Origin of the sequence: Streptomyces sp. NPDC048462, from assembly GCF_043200175.1 — a bacterium.
GTDB lineage: Bacteria > Actinomycetota > Actinomycetes > Streptomycetales > Streptomycetaceae > Streptomyces.
On the sequence record NZ_JBICXG010000016.1, the window covers coordinates 77,365 to 97,774 of the forward strand.

Annotated in this window: 22 protein-coding genes and 1 pseudogene; 9 read left to right on the forward strand and 14 right to left on the reverse strand. The window is 69.5% G+C overall.

What is annotated here, in order from left to right:
- Positions 1–857: 857 nt before the first annotated feature.
- The 5 genes and pseudogenes from ACGFU6_RS25170 to ACGFU6_RS25190 form a co-directional block, all read right to left on the reverse strand.
- The gene (locus ACGFU6_RS25170) at positions 858–1,967 is read right to left on the reverse strand and encodes a phage tail sheath C-terminal domain-containing protein (protein WP_358379057.1); all 1,110 of its coding nucleotides are present in this window, start codon (positions 1,965–1,967) and stop codon (positions 858–860) included.
- A gap of 449 nt (positions 1,968–2,416) precedes the next feature.
- A pseudogene (locus tag ACGFU6_RS25175) lies at positions 2,417–2,797 on the reverse strand (Na+/H+ antiporter NhaA); the annotation flags it as partial.
- A gap of 299 nt (positions 2,798–3,096) precedes the next feature.
- Positions 3,097–4,923 (reverse strand): glycoside hydrolase family 15 protein, encoded by a 1,827-nt coding sequence (locus ACGFU6_RS25180; RefSeq protein WP_393614038.1) that lies wholly within the window; start codon positions 4,921–4,923, stop codon positions 3,097–3,099.
- Between the two features lie 49 nt (positions 4,924–4,972).
- A complete protein-coding gene (locus ACGFU6_RS25185; protein ID WP_393614040.1) occupies positions 4,973–5,533 on the reverse strand; it encodes a hypothetical protein in 561 nt (186 codons plus the stop codon).
- Entirely contained in the window at positions 5,530–6,708 is a 1,179-nt protein-coding gene (locus ACGFU6_RS25190; protein WP_393614042.1) for a molybdopterin-dependent oxidoreductase, read from the reverse strand. Before ACGFU6_RS25190 ends, ACGFU6_RS25185 begins: the two co-directional genes overlap by 4 nt.
- Between ACGFU6_RS25190 and ACGFU6_RS25195 the strand changes: the two genes are divergently transcribed.
- The 3 genes from ACGFU6_RS25195 to ACGFU6_RS25205 all read left to right on the forward strand — a co-directional run bounded on the left by ACGFU6_RS25195 (position 6,701) and on the right by ACGFU6_RS25205 (position 8,870).
- The gene (locus tag ACGFU6_RS25195; protein ID WP_356535398.1) at positions 6,701–6,895 is read left to right on the forward strand and encodes a hypothetical protein; all 195 of its coding nucleotides are present in this window, start codon (positions 6,701–6,703) and stop codon (positions 6,893–6,895) included. The two genes, ACGFU6_RS25190 and ACGFU6_RS25195, sit on opposite strands and share 8 nt — an antisense overlap.
- A 797-nt stretch (positions 6,896–7,692) precedes the next feature.
- Positions 7,693–8,265, forward strand: coding sequence for a class I SAM-dependent methyltransferase (locus ACGFU6_RS25200; RefSeq protein ID WP_393614044.1), 573 nt, complete (start codon positions 7,693–7,695; stop codon positions 8,263–8,265).
- A gap of 341 nt (positions 8,266–8,606) precedes the next feature.
- The gene (locus ACGFU6_RS25205) at positions 8,607–8,870 is read left to right on the forward strand and encodes a hypothetical protein (protein ID WP_285567482.1); all 264 of its coding nucleotides are present in this window, start codon (positions 8,607–8,609) and stop codon (positions 8,868–8,870) included.
- Between the two features lie 454 nt (positions 8,871–9,324).
- Here ACGFU6_RS25205 and ACGFU6_RS25210 read toward each other — a convergent pair whose 3' ends face one another.
- The gene (locus tag ACGFU6_RS25210; protein WP_393614047.1) at positions 9,325–9,978 is read right to left on the reverse strand and encodes a TetR/AcrR family transcriptional regulator; all 654 of its coding nucleotides are present in this window, start codon (positions 9,976–9,978) and stop codon (positions 9,325–9,327) included.
- Positions 9,979–10,122: 144 nt separating this feature from the next.
- On the opposite strand from ACGFU6_RS25210, the gene ACGFU6_RS25215 reads away from it, so the two are divergent.
- Positions 10,123–10,872 carry an SDR family oxidoreductase gene (locus ACGFU6_RS25215; RefSeq protein ID WP_393614048.1) on the forward strand — a complete coding sequence of 250 codons (750 nt, stop codon included), beginning with the start codon at positions 10,123–10,125 and terminating at the stop codon, positions 10,870–10,872.
- Between the two features lie 325 nt (positions 10,873–11,197).
- Here the strand turns inward: ACGFU6_RS25215 and ACGFU6_RS25220 are convergent, their stop codons facing one another.
- The 4 genes from ACGFU6_RS25220 to ACGFU6_RS25235 all read right to left on the reverse strand — a co-directional run bounded on the left by ACGFU6_RS25220 (position 11,198) and on the right by ACGFU6_RS25235 (position 13,888).
- Positions 11,198–11,509: a hypothetical protein gene (locus tag ACGFU6_RS25220; RefSeq protein WP_393614049.1), complete on the reverse strand. Its 312-nt coding sequence runs from the start codon at positions 11,507–11,509 to the stop codon at positions 11,198–11,200.
- Between the two features lie 326 nt (positions 11,510–11,835).
- On the reverse strand, positions 11,836–12,252 hold the full coding sequence (locus ACGFU6_RS25225; RefSeq protein ID WP_393614050.1) for a hypothetical protein: 417 nt from the start codon (positions 12,250–12,252) through the stop codon (positions 11,836–11,838).
- A gap of 107 nt (positions 12,253–12,359) precedes the next feature.
- Positions 12,360–13,214: an NAD(P)H-binding protein gene (locus ACGFU6_RS25230; protein WP_393614052.1), complete on the reverse strand. Its 855-nt coding sequence runs from the start codon at positions 13,212–13,214 to the stop codon at positions 12,360–12,362.
- A 74-nt stretch (positions 13,215–13,288) separates the two neighbouring features.
- Positions 13,289–13,888: a TIGR03086 family metal-binding protein gene (locus ACGFU6_RS25235; protein ID WP_393614054.1), complete on the reverse strand. Its 600-nt coding sequence runs from the start codon at positions 13,886–13,888 to the stop codon at positions 13,289–13,291.
- A gap of 140 nt (positions 13,889–14,028) precedes the next feature.
- Here ACGFU6_RS25235 and ACGFU6_RS25240 point away from each other — a divergent pair, with 140 nt between their 5' ends.
- Both ACGFU6_RS25240 and ACGFU6_RS25245 read left to right on the forward strand, forming a co-directional pair.
- Complete coding sequence (locus ACGFU6_RS25240; RefSeq protein WP_393614056.1) at positions 14,029–14,976, forward strand: helix-turn-helix transcriptional regulator; 948 nt, start codon at positions 14,029–14,031, stop codon at positions 14,974–14,976.
- Positions 14,977–15,078: 102 nt separating this feature from the next.
- Complete coding sequence (locus ACGFU6_RS25245) at positions 15,079–15,459, forward strand: hypothetical protein (RefSeq protein ID WP_393614058.1); 381 nt, start codon at positions 15,079–15,081, stop codon at positions 15,457–15,459.
- A 79-nt stretch (positions 15,460–15,538) separates the two neighbouring features.
- Here ACGFU6_RS25245 and ACGFU6_RS25250 read toward each other — a convergent pair whose 3' ends face one another.
- Together ACGFU6_RS25250 and ACGFU6_RS25255 are read right to left on the reverse strand one after the other, a co-directional pair.
- Positions 15,539–16,048 carry an NUDIX hydrolase gene (locus ACGFU6_RS25250; protein WP_393614060.1) on the reverse strand — a complete coding sequence of 170 codons (510 nt, stop codon included), beginning with the start codon at positions 16,046–16,048 and terminating at the stop codon, positions 15,539–15,541.
- A complete protein-coding gene (locus ACGFU6_RS25255; RefSeq protein WP_393614062.1) occupies positions 16,045–16,488 on the reverse strand; it encodes a MarR family winged helix-turn-helix transcriptional regulator in 444 nt (147 codons plus the stop codon). The genes ACGFU6_RS25250 and ACGFU6_RS25255 overlap by 4 nt, the downstream gene beginning before the upstream one ends.
- Before the next feature lie 170 nt (positions 16,489–16,658).
- Between ACGFU6_RS25255 and eno the strand changes: the two genes are divergently transcribed.
- Positions 16,659–17,993, forward strand: a complete 1,335-nt coding sequence (gene eno / locus ACGFU6_RS25260; RefSeq protein WP_393614064.1) for a phosphopyruvate hydratase — start codon at positions 16,659–16,661, stop codon at positions 17,991–17,993.
- Positions 17,994–18,022: 29 nt separating this feature from the next.
- Here the strand turns inward: eno and ACGFU6_RS25265 are convergent, their stop codons facing one another.
- On the reverse strand, positions 18,023–18,295 hold the full coding sequence (locus tag ACGFU6_RS25265; RefSeq protein ID WP_393614066.1) for a hypothetical protein: 273 nt from the start codon (positions 18,293–18,295) through the stop codon (positions 18,023–18,025).
- A 150-nt stretch (positions 18,296–18,445) separates the two neighbouring features.
- Between ACGFU6_RS25265 and ACGFU6_RS25270 the strand changes: the two genes are divergently transcribed.
- Positions 18,446–19,075: a TetR/AcrR family transcriptional regulator gene (locus tag ACGFU6_RS25270; RefSeq protein ID WP_393614068.1), complete on the forward strand. Its 630-nt coding sequence runs from the start codon at positions 18,446–18,448 to the stop codon at positions 19,073–19,075.
- 402 nt (positions 19,076–19,477) lie between these two features.
- Here ACGFU6_RS25270 and ACGFU6_RS25275 read toward each other — a convergent pair whose 3' ends face one another.
- Entirely contained in the window at positions 19,478–20,014 is a 537-nt protein-coding gene (locus ACGFU6_RS25275) for a MarR family winged helix-turn-helix transcriptional regulator (RefSeq protein ID WP_393614070.1), read from the reverse strand.
- 74 nt (positions 20,015–20,088) lie between these two features.
- Here ACGFU6_RS25275 and ACGFU6_RS25280 point away from each other — a divergent pair, with 74 nt between their 5' ends.
- Entirely contained in the window at positions 20,089–20,394 is a 306-nt protein-coding gene (locus tag ACGFU6_RS25280; protein ID WP_393614072.1) for a carboxymuconolactone decarboxylase family protein, read from the forward strand.
- Positions 20,395–20,410: the final 16 nt, after the last annotated feature.

Below are 20,410 nucleotides of genomic sequence, written 5' to 3' on the forward strand. Positions count from 1 at the left end.
CCCCCGACGCCACTGCTCCGCCCGCTGCCGCCAACGCGCCCATCTGCAACGCACCATCGGCACCCCGACCTGCGGATACTGCGGAATCGAACTGCCCCGGACCCCGGGGAAGAGCACACCGTCCTGGTGTTCCCCACGCTGCCGCCGGATGGCACACCGCCAAGGAGTCGAGCGGCCCCCCGAGCCGGCCACGACCGCCTCCCCGGCGAAGCTCTGCACGAAGTGCGGCGAGATCATCCACCGCATCCCCGTGAGCCGCCGCGGTCCGGCGGGCTACTGCCAGCGATGCCGAGACCAGGACTACCTCCAACGCCAGCAGAACCCCGCCCAACCTCCCGCCGGCCACAGCGTCCCCACGGGCCCGACATGCGGCTTCTGCCGAACCCCCATGGACTCGGCCTCAGCAGCCCGACGGTGGTGCTCACACGCCTGCCGACAGGCCGCCTACAGAGCCCGCAAGCTCGGCGAGATCCCGGTGTCCTACGCAGAGTAGATGTCAGTGCGGCGCAGGGTTTCGTCAGTGTGTGCTCTCTGGCGCGCGAGGCCGGGATCCGGAGGCGACCATGCCGGAGTTGGCTCGGCACACCGACCCGGGTGGCGCCCCGCACCGCGGGCAGTGTCCGTGCTCGATCAGCCCGGCGCGGGCGTCTCGCATACCCATCCCTTTTCTGCGGTGTGCCCGCCGGTTCGAGACGCCTTGTCGGGACGGCTCTCGCGCTCCGGCCGCCCCGGCGGGCTACCGTCCCGGAACCGGTCGGTTCCGGGACGGTAGCCCGCCGAACTCCTGCCCTACGGTCTACGACCGGATCATGGAGTGCCGCCCTGGGCACATGGAAGGATCTGGGCGGTGGGGCAGGTCAGGAGTCGAGCTGCTGGGTGAGCTGGAGGATCTGGAACTCGGCGGGCCTGAAGGCGGCGAGGCCGATCTTCAGGATGAGCCGGCCACTGGCGATGTCGTCCTGGGTCATGGTGATGCCCTTTCCGACCTGGACGAAGTAAGCCTCCTCAGGCGTCCCTCCCTGGAGGGCGCCCTGCTGCCACAGGGAGTACAGGTAGTTCTCGGCAGCCGCGCGGACCTTCTCCCAGGTGGGCTGGCTGTTGGGCTCGAAGACGGCGAAGGGAAGCGCCCGCCCGAGGTCTCGTTCGACGCTGGAGAAGAGGCGGCGGATGGGGATGTAGCGCCACTCGTCGCTGTCGGAGAGGGTCCGGGCACCCCACACCACCGTGCCGGAGCCTGTGAACTCGCGCAGGAAGTTCAGGGACCGGAAGCTGCCCTGCTCCTGGTCGCTGGCCTTGTACAGCACCTTGTAGGGGCCCTTGACGGGGATGTTGGCCGGCGCCTTCCACACTCCCCGCTCCCGGTCCACGGTCGCCCAGGCGCCGACCACGAGGGCGGACGGCGGCACCGGCTCTTCCTGGCCGTCCTGCCGCAGCCAGGGGAAGTACACCGCGGCGTAGGGCTTCTGCGCCTCGTCGATGGCCCAGGCGTCCACGGCCTCGCCGGCCTGGTCCGGGGTGTGGTCGCGGTCCGCGTGCAGGACGGCCATCGCCCTGTGCCCGGCGGCCCAGCCCGTCAGGCCACGGGCCCACTCCCCGGCCGTCTCGGCACCCTGGTCCCACAGCCCGGGAGCCACCACGATGGTGACGTCGGCCGCCGCGGACAGCTGCTTCAGCGCCCCGTCCAAGGTCGTACCGGCGGTGCTGGCCAGGTAGCAGTAGCCGCCACCGTTGTAGAAGTAGCCCCGCAGCGCATCCCTCCACGCGGCAGTAGCACCCTTGCCGCCGCCGTCAGCCTCGGGGAACAAGGACTGGGCGTCCAGCCAGTTGTTCACCCTCGTGACCCCCGCGGGGAGGCCCTCGGCCTCGCCGACGAACGCCACCACGGCCGTCGCGCTGGACTGAACCGACAGGCTCAGCGAGAACAGTTCCTCCACGTACACACCTGAGCTGTTCGCGTTACCGGCCATAAGACTCTCCTCCGCAGTAGGTACACACATGCCGGAGATGATCTTTCCTCTCGCGGCAGCCGTACGTACGGCTGTTCGCGAAGTCCACGAACAGCCGTCGGCCGCCGACCGCGGCGACCAACCCCGAAGGGGGCCGGTTCCGGCCCCCTGACCAGCATGGACGGGCGCTGAGGGGCTGCCCGCCGATCACCCCTCGCTCACTCGTACGGGTGAACGGGTGAGGTGTCCGGAACCCGTTTCGGGACGCGGATGCTCTCCGAGCCGCCAGTTCCTACTGACACGGACTTGGCGCCCCCGCTGCCATAACCCTGCGCATCCCGCTGACATCTGCTCTGCGCACGAAACCTTGAACCATCCCCTGACCTGCACAAACAAGATTCGTTGTCTGGAAACCGGTAGTTGTCACGATCCGATGGCAAAAGAGCAAGATCCGATGACAGAGGACAGCAGAGGACGGCGGGTACCGCCATCCCGCACAGCGCCGCCACGACAGGCAGAGCCGCGGCGGCAGGGGTACGCAACTCACCCACCACCAGTTCACGCTTCAGCTCGATCCCTGCGACCAGGAAGAAGATGGTCAGCAGACCGTCGGACGCCCAATGCCCGACGCTCAGATCCAGGCCCATGGCAGAAGGCCCGAAGCGTGTGTCACGCAATGCCTCGTAAGCCCCGCTCCACGGAGTATTCGCCCAGACCAGTGCCACAAGCGCGGCAACGAGCAGCACCAGGCCACCCACCGTCTCCGTGCGCAGTGCGTCGGATACAGCCCTGCGCTCACCCCAGGGGAGCAACCCCAGAAGCGTCGGACGATCACGCTGAGCGTCAGACACGACGCATCCCTCCGGGACATGGCTCGACGAGCGGAGACATCTGTCCCCTCGAACGCCGACCAGACTTCCCGGCACACCAGCGCGAATATTGACGCGTTCCTCACACCCTACCGAGCCCCGGCCCGTGCCACATCGGATCCCATCAGGGTGGTGCGGGGAGATTTGGCAGGGAAACGCTTGTCAGCAGAAGCCCGCATCGTCGAGGTTGGTGAAGCCGGTCTTCGAGCACCGTAGCCACACTTCCGGCGCGGCTCGGTCCTTTGAAGGGCTCGCCCTTCCCGAACCTGAGTGACACGACGTCAATGGCTTTGTCCTGCCTGTTCGGCGTGGTGGATGGCTCGTGCCGCGTTGATGAGGCCGATGTGGCTGAATGCCTGGGGATAGTTTCCAAGGGCCTCCCCGGAGGTGGGGGAGATCTCTTCGGCGAGGAGGCCGACGTCGTTGGCGCAGGTGAGGGCGGTTTCGAAGACTGTGCGGGCGCGTTGCACCTCGCCGGTAAGGGCCAGGGCGTGGGCGAGCCAGAAGGTGCAGAGAAGGAACGCCCCCTCGTCGGATGCGAAGTCGTCCTGGAGGTAGCGGCGTACCTGTCCGCGTGTGTCTGACAGCTGGTCCGCGATCGCGGACACGGTGGAGCGGATTCGGGGGTCGTGGCCGGGAAGGAATCCGACGAGGGGAAGCATGAGGGCTGAGGCGTCGAGCTCGCTGGATCCGAACGCTTGGGTGAACGCGCCGACGTGCGGGTTCCACCCTTCGGTTTCAATGGCTGTTCGAATGGTCTGGCGGGTTTGCCGCCAGGCGGTGACGCGTTCGGCCGTCGCTCCGAGCGCGGGCGCGAGGTCGATGGCCCGGTCCAGGGCGACCCAGCACATCAGTTTCGAGTAGAGGAAGTGTCGGCTGGGACCTCGCACTTCCCAAATCCCCTGGTCGGGCTCGTTCCAGCGTCGAGCAGCGGTCTCGGCGGCCTGGAGGAGGAAGTCGCGGGTGGGCTGGTCGAACCATTCGGTGCGGGGGTGGGTCTGGTGTGCGGCGTCGAGCAGTTCGCCGTAGACGTCGAGCTGGTGCTGGCGCCAGGCGTCGTTGCCGGTGCGGACCGGTGTGCTGCCCCGCCATCCCGAGAGGTGGGGCAGGGTGCGTTCGCTGAGGTCCCTTTCGCCGCCGATGCCATACATCACCTGAAGGTCGACGCCTCGTTCCAGCTGGGTTGCTGCGGCCTGCGCGAGGAATCCGAAGTAGGCGGCCTTCTCCCTGTCGCAGGCGGAGGTGGACAGGGCCTGGAGGGTGAAGCTGGCGTCGCGGACCCAGGTGTAGCGGTAGTCCCAGTTACGGTCGGCTCCGATGCTTTCCGGGAGGGAGGTGGTGGCGGCCGCGACGATGGCGCCCGTGGGAGTGAAGGTCAGTGCTTGCAGCACGCGCCCGCTATGGGCAACCTCGTCCCTCCACCGGCCTTGATAGCCCTGATGGATCCCTGTCCAAGACCTCCACCCCTTGATCGTGTCGTTCAGGCGACGGTGGATGCGCCCGCCTCGCCAGGATTCCGGTTGCGCCTCGCCCCAGGCAGGCAGGGACGACAGCGCGAACCCGATCCGCCGGCCCGCCCTCAGTACGGTCTCCCCGTGCGCGGTCGCGCCTTCGATCCGCAGCGGGAGCGGTGCGGACAGCACGAGACGCTGTGCGCCTCCGTACGCGCTGAGTCCGCCACGTACGAGGGACATCACCGGGTGAACGAGGCCGAACTCCGGGCGGGGCGCGAAGCTGGTCTCCACCGTCACCGATCCACTGGTGCAGGTGATCTGGCGCAGCAGCACGCCGGGGGAGGACGCCCCCAGCGCGTGCCCGCGCTCGCGGTGTCCCATGGCCAGGGCGTCGAGGAGAACCACCGTGCCGGAGGAGGTTCGGAAGGTGGTCTCCAGCGCCAGGGTCTCGGGTACGTAGCGGCGGCTGACCTCACTCGGTTCACAAGGCCGGATCGTCCAGTGCCCGGCCTCCTCGTCGAGCAGACGAGCGAAGACCGCCGGGCTGTCGAAGCGCGGCAAGCACAGCCAGTCCACCGACCCTGCCGTGGAAACCAGCGCGGCCGAACGGCAGTCCGACAGCAGTGCGTAGTCACCGATCGGGCGCGTACTCACGTCAGTCCTGCCTGCCGAGCGCGGATGGGGCCCGGTCCTGATCGCCGGGTCACGGGGCGGACTCGTGCCCAGCAGTGCCGTTGTCCGGTCCCGGCCGTGCCGTGCCGGGCCGTTTCGCACCCGACGCCGGTGTGGGGCGGGAGCGCCCCATACGGATCAGCAGGGTGAGCGCGGAGATCGCGAACAGTGCGGCGGTGATGAGCAGCCAGCGGCCGAGGTACACGTCGGTGGAGAGCGTCGTGTACAGGGTGAAGCGGTGGCTGACCCGCTGCAGGATCAGGGGAAAGTAGGTCAGGAACAGCACTCCTGAGAGGAAAACCGGGACCCGGACGTAGTTGATCCAGCGCATTGCCGGGCGGACGGTGGCACCCGGTGCGGCAGGTTCCCGGCGCTCGCCCAGCAGGGTCTGGGCAGCGCGGTCGGTCACGGTGTAGAGGGGCAGCAGCACCAGGTCGTGCAGCAGGGCCGCTCCGACGAACCAGAGGACCACCTTCCACGGCTCGGCACCGGACAGCAGCCGGATCCCCGCGTAGCCGGTCAGCGCGAAGGAGCAGAGAACCAGGAGCAGGTGCAGCGGCGAGGCTCCGTAGAGACTGCGGAAGCGGTTCATACGTTCTCCCCGAAGGTCAGCCGGGTGACCCACTTGGTGTTGTGGACACCCGGATTGGCCGGGACGATGATCCGCGCCGGGTAGCCGTGATCCGGCGACAGATCGGCTCCGTTGACCCGCAGGGCCAGCAGTGAGCGGGAGTCGCGGACCTGGTTGTCGCGCAACGTGGTCGAGCGGAAGGAACCGCTGAGCTGGGCAGACTGCACGAAGACACCGGGCGGGCCGTCGGTGAACCCCACGAGCGCCGCCAGATCGGCCAGCCGGACCCCGCTCCACTCCTGGTCCTCGGTGGACCAGCCCTCCACACAGGCGATCGGCAGCGCCGCGCTGTGCTGCGGCAGCGCCAGGACCTCTTCACGGGTGAGGACCCGCTCGCGGCCCCCGCCCCGAACGACCAGACGCCAGGCCGCACCGGTGTCGACGGCGCGGATGCCCACGCTGGCCGCGGTCTTGTTGATCTGGAAGCCATTGGGACCAGGGCCCGGATCCTGGCTGCGCGGCGCGAGCAGCGCGGTGGGCCGGAGCCATCCTCCGATGCTCTGCCCCGCTGTCACGGCAAGCAGCAGCAGGGAGCCCCCTCCCACCATCCCCAGCGCGCCGCGGCGGGACATGGTCGGCGCGGCAGGGCGCGGGCTGACCAGACCCGTGGGGTCCGAAGGAGCGCTCTCGCCGGTCCTGGGCCGGCTGCGCAGCTCCTCGCGGAGACCTCCGCTGCGCAGCATCCGGACCATGAGCGGAATCCGGAACGCGATGTGGACGACGAACGCGCCGATGAAGACCCAGGCCCCGTAGAAGTGCAGCGGGTAGAAGGAGCCGGGGAAAATATAGTCCAGCTGGATGTTGAGTACCCCGGTGGCGAATTCGAACAGCACCCCGCCCACGAGCAGGAGCACCGAAATCCGCTCCAGCGCGTGACTGACGGACCTGACCGGAGGCCAGGAGAACAGCTTGGGGACCACCGACCACAGCTTCGCGAGCAGCACGGGAATCAGCACGATGCCAAGCGTGATGTGAACGCCCTGGGTGAGCCGGTAGAGCCAGTACGGATGTGTCGGCCAGGAGAACAGATAGAAACCCAGCCAGCCCCGGTCCGGAGTCTTGTCGTTGGCACCGAGGTCGGGGTTGTACGCCGCGTACGAGAGCAGTCCCGTGACGAACATCAGCGTGATGCCCACCAGCAGCACCGCGCCGAGCACCGACGTCAACCAGGGCCCGCGCAAGGGACTGCGCCAGAACCCCGGCCGGGTCGGACCGGACGGCGGCCCCTCCCGCAACAGCCCCTCCAGACGGGCACGCGGCAAGCTCTTCGCCACGGCCACCGGCCGCGCAGACGAGCCGGTCCTCGGAGCGGAGGATGCATAGCCAGTGCCGGCATCTCCATCCCCGTTCGGCGGGCCGGCTGAGGAGAGGCGGCCGCTACCGCTGCGCGGGCCCTCTTCGCTTCCATCAGGGGGCGGGGCCGGGTTCCGAGCCTGACCGGGACCACCGGCCGGTGCGGCCCCGGCCCGAGGCGGCGGCTCGTGGATGCCGGACGTATCGGGACCGTCCACGCTTCCCTGCCCGGGGTCCTGGGGCCCCGGGCCCTGGTCTTGCGAGTCACCCATGGGATTCCTTGTGCTTCATCAGACGGAAGATCACCGAATGGCATCGCACAGTAACCCTGGAATTTGCATCCGCCGCGTTCCTGAGGGCGGCCGTAATAATTTGTTCCCCAACCAGCTCGCACCAGTCGGTTCTACTTATCAACGCGAGATCCGAAAACCCGAACTTCCCCGTATGAATGGGTGACGAGTTCGTGTGTGCATGCAAAGCCCGGGCCCCGTTGTGCGACCGTGGGCGACGTGACGGGAGCAAAGAATCGTCCTGGCCGTTCCCCGGGCAGTGACGCAATCTCAATGGCCGGCCGATCAGCCGGCCGCGCCGGGGAGCCCGCTGTCATTCCTGGATCGGCACAACCTGACGCCCGGACTGCAGCTCAGGAATTCCAGACTGTCGTGAGTACAGCGGAGTCACTTGAGACCAGCCCTGGCCCCTGGCACGAGGAGACCTACACGGTCGCCGTAACCTCGGGCCTTGGCCCTCTCTACCTGCAGTGCGCGGACGGGGCACGGGTCCCTTTGGACGTTGAGCGGTGGTCCAGCACCGCGGACGCCGCAGACATGACCGTCCTCCAGCGTTGCGAGAAGAGCGTGCTCGACATCGGCTGCGGCCCCGGCCGTTTGGTCGCAGCCCTCTCCAAGACCGGGAGCACGGCACTGGGTATCGACATCAGTCCAGCAGCCATCACACGGGCCCAGGGCGCGGGCGGGTCGGCACTGCACGGATCAGTCTTCGATCCGCTCCCCTCCGAGGGTCAGTGGGGCACCGCCCTGCTCATCGACGGCAACATCGGCATCGGCGGAAACCCAGGCAGACTACTCAAGCGAGTGGCGGAGATCGTCCAGCCCGGCGGGCTGCTCCTCGCAGAGGTGTCGCAGCCCGACGTCGACGAACGCTTCAACGCCCGGATCGAGGGCGGAGACGGCCCAGCCGGCACAACATTCCCCTGGGCGCGGACCGGAATCACCGCTCTCCTTCGCGAAGCACGTGGCAACGGCTGGACATACGTCGAGCAATGGGCAGCACACCAACGCACCTTCGTGGCCCTACGGACCACGGCTCCAGGCACCTGGGCACTACGGACAAGCCATTACCGCCGACTACGATCCGCGCAAAGGCCCAGTTGCGATTGAGTGCAGAGATCCTCGATCAGGCGACGAATGCCGACGCTCCCGGGCGGGCGGCGTGACGGCTCAGGCCCGGGAGCGCCGACGGGCTCACGCCACGGGGGTCGGGCCCAGGCGCAGCCGATAACACCGTCTCGCGCACCTGAACCAAAAGGCTCCGCGACACGCACAACTGACGAAACTCTCTCACGGCTACAGCTCCCTCGGCCTGGGCGACCGGTGACGCTGCTTCGGCTGATCAGGTGCGGTCCGGGAGCACCGCAGCGCGGTTGCGCCCCTGAACGACCGGCGGCGGTAAGGGTTTGATCTGCACACTGCCCGCTACGCATTGTCGAGAGGGAACACCCATGCTTCGTAGTATCGCGATCACCCTTGCCACCGTTGCCGCAGCCGGATTCCTGGCCGCCGGACCCGCCGCCGCGCACAACTCCGACGACGGCTATGAGGCCGGCAAGGTCGGCGCCGGCTACTCCAAGGTCGAAGGCGACCGCGCCAGCGCGGAGTACCTGAACCTGGGCGGCCCGTACGGAATCACCTACGCCAAGGCGAAGAAGGCACACTTCGAGGGCGAGGCCGGCTACTACTACGCCGAGTACCTCCAGGGCCGCTGATCCGCGACCGCACGCACAGGCAGGGCTCGCCACGGTGGCGGGCCCTGCTCGCGTCCACACGCGCACCGTCGGCTACTCCCCTGCGGACGCCTGGTATCGAGCGGCGGCGCCACTCGCCGCAACAACACCCACAAAGACAGGTCGGAACGCCCCCGCACATCTCCGAATCTCGAGCGGACATTTGGAAAGCGTGTTGGCTGTAAAACGATCACGTGCCCGGAGTGCGTGAGCGTTGTGTGAGCGGACGGGGCGGCACCGGATGGATCGGGTGGTAGGCGTGGCGAGCGGTTCAGTTCTCCTACCTGCGGAAACGGGATTCACAGGCACTGCCCAGCACCACCCGGGATGATCTTGAAGGCCCTCGTAATGCGTAGGTCTCGGGTTCGAATCCCGAAGGCGGCTCGGATTAACCCCAGGACTCACTCGCCGTGACCTGGGGTTTTTTCATGCCTGCTCACGTTCCCGAGCCGGGGGTGACCGGGGCGACGCCCTGGAGGAGGTTGGCGATCAGCCGGTCCGCGAACTCCGTGCTCAGTGGTTGCGCGGGGAGCAGCAGCCGGTGGTAGACGGCGCCCCAGAGCTGGTCGACGATCGTCTCGAGGTCGACCTCTGCGCGGATCTGGCCGGCCTCCTGTGCGCGGGTGAGGCGTTCGACGGCGAGGGCGCGCCGCTGGATGACGTAGTGGGTCGAGAGCGCCTCCGCCAGGTCGGGGTCGCCCTGGGCGGCTCCGATGATCCCGGCGGTGACGGGGCCGGTGCGGCTCAGGAGGTCGACGAAGCTGTGGAGTTGCGTGGTCAGGTCGCGCCTGATGTCGCCCGTGTCGGGGAAGGCGAGGGTCTCCTTGAGCGTGTCGAAGTAGGCGTCGAAGGCCAGGGCTCCGGGCGAGGACCACCACTTGTAGAGGGTCATTTTGCTGACGCCCGCGCGGGCGGCGACCTTCGAGAAGGTGAGGGCGTGGACCCCCTCGGTGAGCAGCAGTTCGGCTGCCGCGGTGAGCGTCGCGCGGCGGACGTCCTCCGCGCGGCGGCGTCCGCGCCCCGGTTTGAGCGGATCGGTCGTTGCGCCCGTTGCGCCCGTTGCGCCCGCTGATCCCTCTGATCGCTCCATGCGTCTGCTCCTTGTCCGGCGTGGCCGACCCGGTGGGCGCGGGCCTGGAGGGATTATATGGACTCATCGACCATATCTATATGGACCAAGAGTCCATATAGAGGTAGTGTACTCACTGTCCACAAAGATGAGAGGGAGGTCGTTATGACCACCGTTGAGCAGTCCGCCACCCGTGTGGCGATCGTGACCGGGGGTTCGGGCGGGATCGGCGGTGCCGTCGCCGCCGCACTGGCCGCGCGGGGCATGGCAGTCCTCGTGCACTACTCCGGCAGCCCCGAGCGTGCCGGAGAGGTGGCGGACGCGATCCAGAAGGCGGGCGGCCTTGCCGTCGCCGCACCCGGAGACGTCGCGGACGAGGCGGCGATGGCGGCCCTGTTCGACGTGGCCGAGGAGCGCTTCGGCGGGGTGGACGTGGTGGTCAACACCGCGGGGATCATGCTGCTCGCTCCGGTGGCCGAGATGGATCTCGACGCCTTCGACCGGATGCACCGGGTCAACGTGCGCGGCACGTTCGTCGTCTCGCAGCTCGCCGCCCGGCGGCTGCGTCCCGGCGGTGCGCTGATCAACTTCTCGACCTCGGTCACCAGGCTTCAGCAGCCCAACTACGCCGCCTACGCGGCGACCAAGGGAGCGGTCGAGGCGATGACCCTGATCCTCGCCCGCGAACTGCGCGGCCGGGACGTCACCGTCAACGCCGTGGCTCCGGGGCCGACCGCCACCCCGCTCTTCCTGGAGGGCAAGAGCTCCGAGCTGGTCGAGCGGATCGCCGCCGCCTCCCCGCTGGAGCGGCTCGGCACGAGCGAGGACATCGCGAGCGCCGTCGCCTTCCTGGCCGGCCCCGACGGCCGGTGGATCAACGGCCAGGTCTTGTTCGCCAATGGCGGCATCGCCTGAGCGCCGGACCTCGCGCCGGACCTCCTTCGGGGCTCTCCGCCGTCCGCGCCGAGGGCGTGCGAGCCCTGGACGAGGCCGGAACGTTCATCCGCAGCCACGTCGCAACGTTCATCCGCAGCCACCTCATGGCTCGTCATCCGTAAGAGCGGTGAGGATGACGCCTCTCGTCAGGGAGTTCACACCACTCCCCGACAATCCGACCCTGGCGCTCCAGGGCGGATGGATGAAGTCCACAGTTCTTTCGTGGCATTTGATCCAGTCGAGACTCAGGAGCACCGGATCTCCTGTCACGTCAGCGGCCGGACGGCGAGCCTCCGTTGCCTGCTTATTGGGGCGCGTACCCACCCGGCCTTCGGGGTCTCGTTTCGGTGGCCCGGAGGTGACGACCCATGTCGATGTCCCGCTGCAGCGCGCTGAGCCGGGGCTCCTCCCGGCTCGCGTCCAGCACGACGACGTGCAGCCGGTCTCCGGCCTTGGGCGGCGGGCGGTTCTCGTCCCACCAGGAGGGGTGCTTCACCTGGTCGATGAATCCGGTCTCGCCGTCCACCTCGACCCGCGAGCCCACCACCTCGACCCGCGAGCCCACCGAAGCGACCGCGATCACGGTGACATCGAGTTCCTGATGATTGCGGAACATTAATCCGGTCCCCCGAAGATTCTGACCCAACTGCGTTCCTGCGTGAGTTCGTTGAAGCCTCGTCGCGGTCGATGGCGATGCTGTGGCCGTTGCGCTCGCCGATCTCCGCCAGCCACGCCACACCGACACCCCGTGATGCCCGGCCTCTATCCCCGTGATCGCCAACGACGAGAAACCCTTGTCCATCACCGAACCCGTCGCACCACCGAGATCGCCCAGCTAGCCGAGATCGCCCAGCTAGTCGATCGTCGAGTTCAGGCCCTTGGTGAACTTGGTGAACTTGGTGACCGACCCCTTGTCGAGATGCAGATCCGCCCCGGCACCACTCACCGCCCGGCCCCCGCTTCACCCGCACCGGCATCGACGGCGACGGCGTCCGGAACGATCCCGGTGACCGGCGGGAAGAACATCGACCCGTCCTCGTTCGCGATGTCGACCGCCAGACCCGCGGGCTCGCCCAGCGCCGGCACGATCTCGTCCACGATCCGCGCACCCAGCAACGCCGCGTAGTCCATCGGCTGATCACCTGGTGCGTGCAGCACCGCGAACCGGGCCAGCGCCGCCTCGTCACTGAACCCGCAGATCCACCGCACCCCACCGGAGTGCGCCGACCACAGCACCCCGTCGGCCACGGGCACCAGAAGAACCGAACGCCGCATCTCACCCACCAGCGCCCTCGGGTCCCCGACCCCCGCCCTGCGCTCCGCGATCCGCTCGGCCAGCACCGTCCCCGCCCCACCCATGTCTCTCCCCCGTCGTAGGTGACTGAAAGCACCGTAGAACAGGACGCGCGACAGGACACGACCGGTTCTCCACAGGGCCCCACCAGGGTGCGAGGGGCGGGTGGCCGCTACTTGAAGGCCCCGGTGTTCCGGGCGGCCCACTCGGTGAAGGTGCGGGCCGGGCGGCCGAGGAGCTGTTCGACGACGGGACTGATCCGCTGCTCGGCGGGCGTGGGCCCACCGAGGATCGCGAGCGTGGTTTCGACCACCGCCTCGGGCATGAACCGCAGCATCTGCGTACGCGCTTCGTCGCGGCTCTGCTCGACGAACGTGATCGGCTCACCGATCACCTCCGCGAGGTCCCGCGCGCGCTGCCGGGGTGTGCTGAGGGCCGGTCCGGTCAGCTCGTAGGTGTTTCCCGCGTGGCCGTCCTCGCGCAGTGCCGCGGCGGCGACCCCGGCGATGTCGGCCGGATCGATGACCGGCAGGCCCACGTCCGCGAAGGGCGCGGCGACGGTCCGGTGGATGCGGACCGAGTCCGCCCAGGCGTAGGCGTTGGAGGCGAAACCGCCGGGGCGCAGGATCGTCCACCGCACGCCCGACCGCCGTACGGCGTCCTCCAGCGACAGCCCCGCGCCGCCGTGGGAGGCCGACTCGGGGCGGGTGGCCACACCTTGCGAGGACAGCAGCACGATCCGGCCCACCCCTGCCGCCTTCGCGGCGCCGAGGATCCCCTGTACGTCCAGGAGCCCGGCGCCCGCCCCGGTGTCGTGCAGGAACAGTGCGTCGGCGCCGTCGAGCGCGGGGCGCAGGCCGCCGGCGCGGGCGAGGTCCGCGCTGTGGTGCCGTACCGATTCCCCGGCCCCGGCGAACCGGTCCGCCGGGGCGTTCCGGGACACCGCCGTCACGTCCAGGCCGGTCGCTGCGAGTGCGTGTACGAGCGGGCGTCCTACGTTTCCGGTTGCTCCGGTTACCACGATCATGCGGTCAACTCCTGCGTTGTCGGGAGGCTGGTGCGTGCTGGTGCTGGTGGTGACGCTTTTGGCGGGTGTCGCGGTCATGGCTTCCGGCCGTACCAGGAGACGAGCCGGTCGATGTCCTCGGCGTCCGCGCCCACCTCCACCACGGCGGCGAACGGCACCCGGCCGCCGCGCGGTTCGGCCGGCAGGGCGCGTCCCATCGCGGCCAGCGATCCCGCCAGCACCTCCGGGTCCCAGGCGGGGCGCAGGCCCGTCGCGGTCGCCAGGTCCCAGGTGTGCAGCGTGAACTCGGTCGTGTACGCGGTGGCGGCAGCCGCCCCGGGCAGGGTGCCGAACGGCAGTCGCAGCGGACGCCCCAGGACCCCGGGGTCCGACCACGCGTCCTCGGCCTCGCGGGCGGCGCTCTCCCACTTCGCCGCCCGGTCCGCGTCGGTGACGTCGTCCGCGACCGCCGGGAGGTCCAGCGGGTCACCGCCGCGCCCGATCAGAGCGACCCTGCGCAGCACGGCGAGAAGGTGGTCGGAGAGCTGCCGCACGGTGTGGTCGGGGCAGGGCGTGGGGCCGTCCAGCCGTTCCGGAGGGAGGGCTGCCACGGCGGCCAGGGTCGATCCGGCCAGGCCGACGGCCTTCCAGAGGGCGGTGCGGGTGTCGGCGAGGTGCGTGGTGTTGTCGGTCATGACCTCATCCTGAAAGCGAAAGTGGCCACCTTCTGGCCACTTTCCGGAAGAGAATGACCGGCATGGGAACCGACCGGCATGAGGCTGAACCACATGAGGCTGAATCGCATGAGGGATGAGCTGCGTGAGGACTGGACTGCGTGAGGGCTGATCGTCTGGTGGCGTTGCTGCTGTTCCTCCAGTCGCGTGGGCGGGTGACCGTCGCGGAGGTCGCCGCTGAACTCGAAGTGGCCGAACGCACGGCCCGCCGCGATCTGGAGGCGCTGGCCACCGCCGGGATTCCGGTCTACTCGCAGCGCGGGCGGGGTGGCGGCTGGTCGCTCGTGGGCGGCGCCCGTACCGACCTCACCGGGCTGACCGCCGACGAGAGCCGGGCCCTGTTCCTGCTGGCCGGGCCGTCCTCGGCGACCCCCGAACTGCGCACCGTGCTGCGCAAGTTGGTACGGGCGCTGCCGACGCCGCTGCGTCCGGACGCCGAGGCGGCGGTACGTGCCGGGGTCGCCGATGCCACCGACTGGTCGCGCACCGCCGTCACGGCCGACGCGCCCCGGCTCGACGCGCTCCAGCGAGCGGTGATCGACGGGGTGCAGGTCCGGCTAGGGTACGCGGGCCCCGGCAGGCCCGCCGGTGAGCGGACGGTGCATCCGCTCGGGCTCGCGTCCAAGGCGGGCGTCGCGTACCTCGTCGCGGGCACCGAGCGCGGGCTGCGGACCTTCCGGCTCAGCCGCGTCACCTCCGTCGAACCGACCGGGGAACCCGTCGTGCGGCCCGACGGGTTCGACCTCGCCACGACCTGGCGTTCGCTGGCCGGGGCGATGGAGGACCGCATGCACGCGGTGACGGCGCGGGGGCTGGCGGACCCCGGGGCCGAGGCCGTCCTGCAGCGCCTGTTCGGCGGCCGGCTGCGGATCGGCGCGGTGGGTGCGGACGGGCGGCTGGAGATCGAGGTGGACGGCCCCTCGCCGGAGGCACTGGCCTCCCAGCTGGCAGGCCTGGGAGCCCGGGTGGAGGTACTCGGCCCGCCCGGCACGCGGGCGCGACTTGCGGAACTGGCGTCGGAACTGCGCTCGTTGTACGGCGACCCGTGAATGGGGCGGACGGCCGGGGCCCCGGAACCATCAGTACGCTGACGCCGTATCTCTTTCCTTCATTCGTGTCTTCATTCGTTTCTGGCGATGAGGTGGGCAGGCGTGCTCGTGGTTCTCGTTCCGGCAGCCGGGGCCGTGGTGTGGGCGGTGGCGCTGCTGGTGTCGGACATCCGGAGCCGAGGCCGGCGGATCTCCCTGGAGATCCCGTGCTCCGGGTATGGAGCGGGCCGGTTCTCCTCGGACGAAACGCGCTACCACCTGGGCCCGGTCGTGCACGAGGGGCGGGTGATGAACGGATCGCTGTACGGGAAGGAGCTGCGGATCTCGGTCGGCCAGGCCGTGGCGGTGGAGCTCGATCCGCGGGAGCCGGCCCGCATGTATCTGCCGGGGCAGATGCCGCTGTTCGCACACCGGGCAGCGGCCTCCCTGTACGGAGGGGCGGGCATCGCCCTGACGCTGGTGGCGCTGGCGATCGGTGTGTGAGCCGATCGGTGTGTGAGTCGAACGGTGTGTGAGCCGAACGGTATGTGAGCGGATCGGTATCGGTGTGTGGGCCGGTCGGTCAGCGATCCAGCAGGGCCCGCGCGATCAGGTCGTGGATGAGGTGCTCGCCGGGGGCCCGGTTCTCCGTCAGGCGCGGAAGGTCGTCGGGGCCGAACCAGTCGTAGGCGGTGTGCTTCGCCCATTCCAGCGCGGGGTGGGCCAGATCGCCGTCGACCTCGACGAGGTAGTCGGCCTCGTGCCGCTCCCCGTTCCCGTCGTCGCCGGTCCAGGTGGTGATCCCGAAGAGACGGCGGACGCGGCGCAGGCGCCAGCCGGTCTCCTCTTCGACCTCGCGGGCGAGCGCGTCCAGCAGTGATTCGCCGGGCTCGACGTGGCCGCCGACGATGTCCCAGCAGTCGGGGAAGAGGCGCCGGTGCGGGCCCCGTCTCTGGGCGAAGGCCCTGCCGTCCCGGTCGAGGATGACCGCGCCGACCGTCCACACCTCGCCGTCGGCCGGGACCGGGACCTCGACGCCGTCGTCCACGGTCACCTCGGGACCGGTGCCGCCAGGGTGTCCGGGCGCGCTCATGACGGTCCGGACAGGCCCTGGCGGCCGGCCAGCCGTTCCATCAGGGCCGCGCTGCGCGCCAGCAACCTGCGTTCTTCCTCGGAGAGTTCGGCCTCAATGACCTGCGCCAGCCAGCCGGCCCTGCGGCCGCGTTCCGCCTCCAGCGCGGCCCGGCCGGCGTCCGACAGCTCGACCAGGGACTTGCGGCCGTCCGTCGGATGGGCCCTGCGGGAGACCAGGCCCTGATCGAGGAGGAGGCCGACCGCGCGGGCCATCGACTGCGGGCGCACCCGCTGGTCGGTCGCGAGATCGCTGGTGGTCATGGCGCCGTCGCGGTCCAGAACGCCGAGCACGGCGACCTGCCCGACCGGGATCAGGTCCTCGCGCTTCACGCGGCGGCTGAGCTTGCCCATCGCGGTACGCAGTTCGGCGGCGACGGTGGCGGCTTCCGGGGTCGGCATAGGGCACTTTAACCCGGGAACGCCGTCGTACAGCATAACTGTGCAGTGCTGCTGAACAGCAGAGCTGTACAGCACGACTGAACAGCAATGCTGTACAGTTTCATCGTGTCGGGCCGAGCGCCAGCGTCGTCGCAGCCAGGGTCCGGCAGGTGATCAGGGAAGGAACTCCTATGCCCGCACGCACAGTTGAGTCGACCACCATCCAAGGCGTCACCGCCCGCGCCGTCCTCGACAGCCGCGGCAACCCCACCGTCGAGGTCGATGTCGTCCTCGCCGACGGCTCCCTGGGCCGCGCCGCGGTCCCTTCCGGTGCCTCCACCGGAGCCCGTGAGGCGGTGGAGCTCCGCGACGGTGACGCCCGGCGCTGGCACGGCAAGGGCGTCGACCGGGCCGTCGGCCACGTGAAGGGCGAGATCGAGGCTGCCGTCACCGGGCGCGATGCCGATGACCAGGCCGGCCTCGACGCCGCGCTCATCGCGCTCGACGGCACGCCCATCAAGGCGCGGCTCGGCGCCAACGCCCTGCTCGGGGTCTCCCTCGCCGCGGCGAAGGCCGCCGCGGCCTCGCACCGGCAGCCGCTCTACCGCTACCTCGGAGGGGCCGACGCCGGGGTGCTCCCGGTGCCCATGATGAACATCGTCAACGGCGGCGCCCACGCCGACAACCCGCTGGACTTCCAGGAGTTCATGATCGCGCCAGTGGGCGCGGGGTCGTTCGCGGAGGCCGTCCGGATGGGCTCCGAGGTCTTCCATACACTCCGCCGCGACCTGCTGGCCGCCGGTCACTCCACCGGTGTCGGCGACGAGGGCGGCTTCGCACCCGCCCTGCGTACGGCCGAGGAGGCGCTCGACTTCGTCGTGGCGGCGATCGAGCGGACCGGGTACCGGCCCGGTACGGACATCGGTCTCGTCATGGACCCGGCGGCGTCGGAGTTCTACCGGGACGGCGTGTACGTGTACGAGGGGGAGGGCGTCCGGCGCACGTCGGCCGAACAGGTCGACTACTTCGCCGAGTTGATCGACGCCTACCCGATCGTCTCGGTGGAGGACCCGATGGCCGAGGACGACCTCGACGGGTGGCGCGAGCTGACGGCGCGCGTCGGGGCCAGGTGCCAGCTGACCGGGGACGACGTGTTCTGCACCAACGAGGCGCTGGTGCGGGAGGGCATTCGTACGGGCGTGGGGAACGCGGTCCTGGTCAAGGTCAACCAGATCGGGACGCTGAGCGAGGCGCTCGGGACGGTGGGCGTCGCGCGGCGGGCCGGGTGGGCGGCGGTCATCTCGCACCGCTCCGGCGAGACGGAGGACACGACCATCGCGGATCTGGCCGTCGCCACGGGGTGCGGGCAGATCAAGACCGGGTCCCTGTCCAGGTCGGACCGCACGGCCAAGTACAACCAGCTCATCCGGATCGAGGAGGAGCTGGGGGAGTCGGCGGTGTACGGATACGCCGCCCCGCCCGCCGAATCGACGGCGTCCGCCGAATCGAAGGCGTCCACCGTGTGAGGCGTTCCGGCCTCCCGGGCCGGGCGTCCTCAGCGCAGCCGGCGCAGCGCCGCGGTGCGGATCCTCAGGAGGTTCGGCACCAGGCCGTAGACCACGGCCGGGACGACGATGCCGGTGATGACCAGCGTGCGCAGGAGCGTCGGGAGCCCCGTCACGTAAGGGCCGATCGCGAGCTGGACGACAGTGAGGGTGGTGAAGACCGCCAGCCAGGTGAGCAGGACCCGCGTGTGCACGGAGGGCGGCGGGACGGGCTGGGCCCGGGTGGCGTTGGGGGCGGTCGGTGAGGCGGTGGTGGTGGGCATCGGAGGTTCCTTCCGTGGGCGGGGATCGTTCGGTGCCGCCGGGGCTCTGCCGCTGCTGTTCGGTGACGAGCTCCACTGAACCAACCAACTGGTTGGGTGTCAACCATCTAGTTGGTTGGTTCAGTGGTGAACTCGTTCTACGCTGGTGCCATGACCTCGGAAGCGCCCCCCACCAAGGAACGGCTCCTCGCTGCGGCGAAGGAGGAGTTCGCGGCCCACGGCATCGCCGGAGCCCGCGTCGACCGGATCGCGGAGCTGGCCGGCGTGAACAAGGAACGGATCTACGGCTACTTCGGCAACAAGCAGAAGCTGTTCGACGCCGTCGTGGGCCGTGCGCTCGACGAGCTGGCCGAGGCCGTCCCGCTCAAGGCCGGTGACGACCCCGCGGAGTACGTGGGGCGGGTGTACGACTTCCACCGGGACAACCCGGTCCTGGTCAGGCTCTTCTTCTGGGAGGGGCTGCACTACCGCGACGGGGTGCTGCCCAACGAGGATCGCCGCCGCGGCCGCTACGAGGAGAAGATCGCCGCCCTGGCCGAGAGCTTCGGGACGGAGGCATCGCCGAAGGTCGCGGCCTGCCTGCTGAGCATGATCGGGCTCGCGGCCTGGCCGAACGCGGTACCGCAGCTCGCGCGGCTGATCATCGGTACGGAAGGGGGAGGGCAGGGGGGAGCGGGGGTGGGGGCCGGCGTGCTGGATCTGCGCGCCCATGTGGTGGCGTTCGCGCGGCAGGCCCTGTCCGGGCCGGAAGGCGTATGCGTACCCGAACCCGGGGCCTGAGACCTACCCGAACCCGGGGCCGTACCCGGGGCCGCCGGTACTGCGCCGGACGCGGCCTGGGCCGTGTTCTGAAAGTCGGCTCTGTTCTGTCCATGCTGGTCACCGCCGGTCAGTGGGGTGACGGTCCCCGGTTCGCCGCTGTCCTGGACGCCATCCGCGCCTACGTGCGAAAGCGCGGAATCTGCTGCACGATTCCCGAGCCTGCCGACCAGGTCGCCCACCGCAGACGGCGGGGAAAGCCGGCGGGCGGCCTCCGGCCTTCGACCGCCAGGACCACAAGACTCGGCACGCGGTCGAGTGCGGGATCAGTCTGCTCGAGCGCAACCGGGCGGTGGTCACCCGGTTCGGCAAACTCACCGTCCGCTTCGAAGGCACCGTCCGATCGCTGCGTTCGGCGAATGGTCAACCGGATTGGCCGGCCACGACCTTGAGGGTCCCGAAGCTGGTCATCGGGCATTCAATACAGCGGTCTTGATCGCACAAGCGGCACACGCGCAGGGCCGAGGGCGCGTTGTGGGGAAGAGCGCCGGCCATCGCATCCATTGCCCGCTGCAGGGCGGGCAGATCCTCTGTGGCCACAGCGCCCAGAACCTGCGCCACGACTTCGGCGCGACGTTGGCGGAAGCCGCTGAGTGATCTCTTTCCCTCCGGCGTGAGGTGCAGGACCGCGACACGCCTGTCGCAGGCCGCCTGCGCGTGTGTGACCAGACCTTCTGTGACGAGCCGGGCCACCAGCCGTCCCGTTGCGGGATGGGACAGGGCCAGTACGTGGCGCAACTGATCGATGGACAGGCCGGCCGCGTGGTCGATGACTGAGAGGGCCGCGGCGCTCTCGCCGTTCGGTACTGACTCCTCGGCGATCGCCTGCCAAATGCGGTCGACAAGGCCGAGGGCCGTGGCGCCGACGACGTTGGCCAGCCGTTCGGTGACTTCGTCCATCGATTGCCCTTCCTCAACTCTGATTCTATTATATGACATATGCGTGAAACACACATTTATGTGAGGAGTGTTCCATGTTCGACATGAAGAACCTCAAGCGCCTGGACAAGCTGGATGCCAACGCTCCGGAGGCCATGAAGGCGTTCTGGGCCTTCGACAAGGCCGCTTTCACCGAAGGCAGCCTCAGCGTGCTGCAGAAGCAGCTGATCGCCGTGGGGGTGGCGCTGACGACCCAGTGTCCGTACTGCATCGAGCTGCACACCAAGGCGGCGCGCGACGCGGGCGCCGACGATGCTCAGCTGACCGAGACCGCAGTCGTGGCCGCCGCGATCCGCGCGGGTGGTGCGGTGACCCACGCCACACACCTCTTCCACGACTGACGGCGCGTGGGGCCGG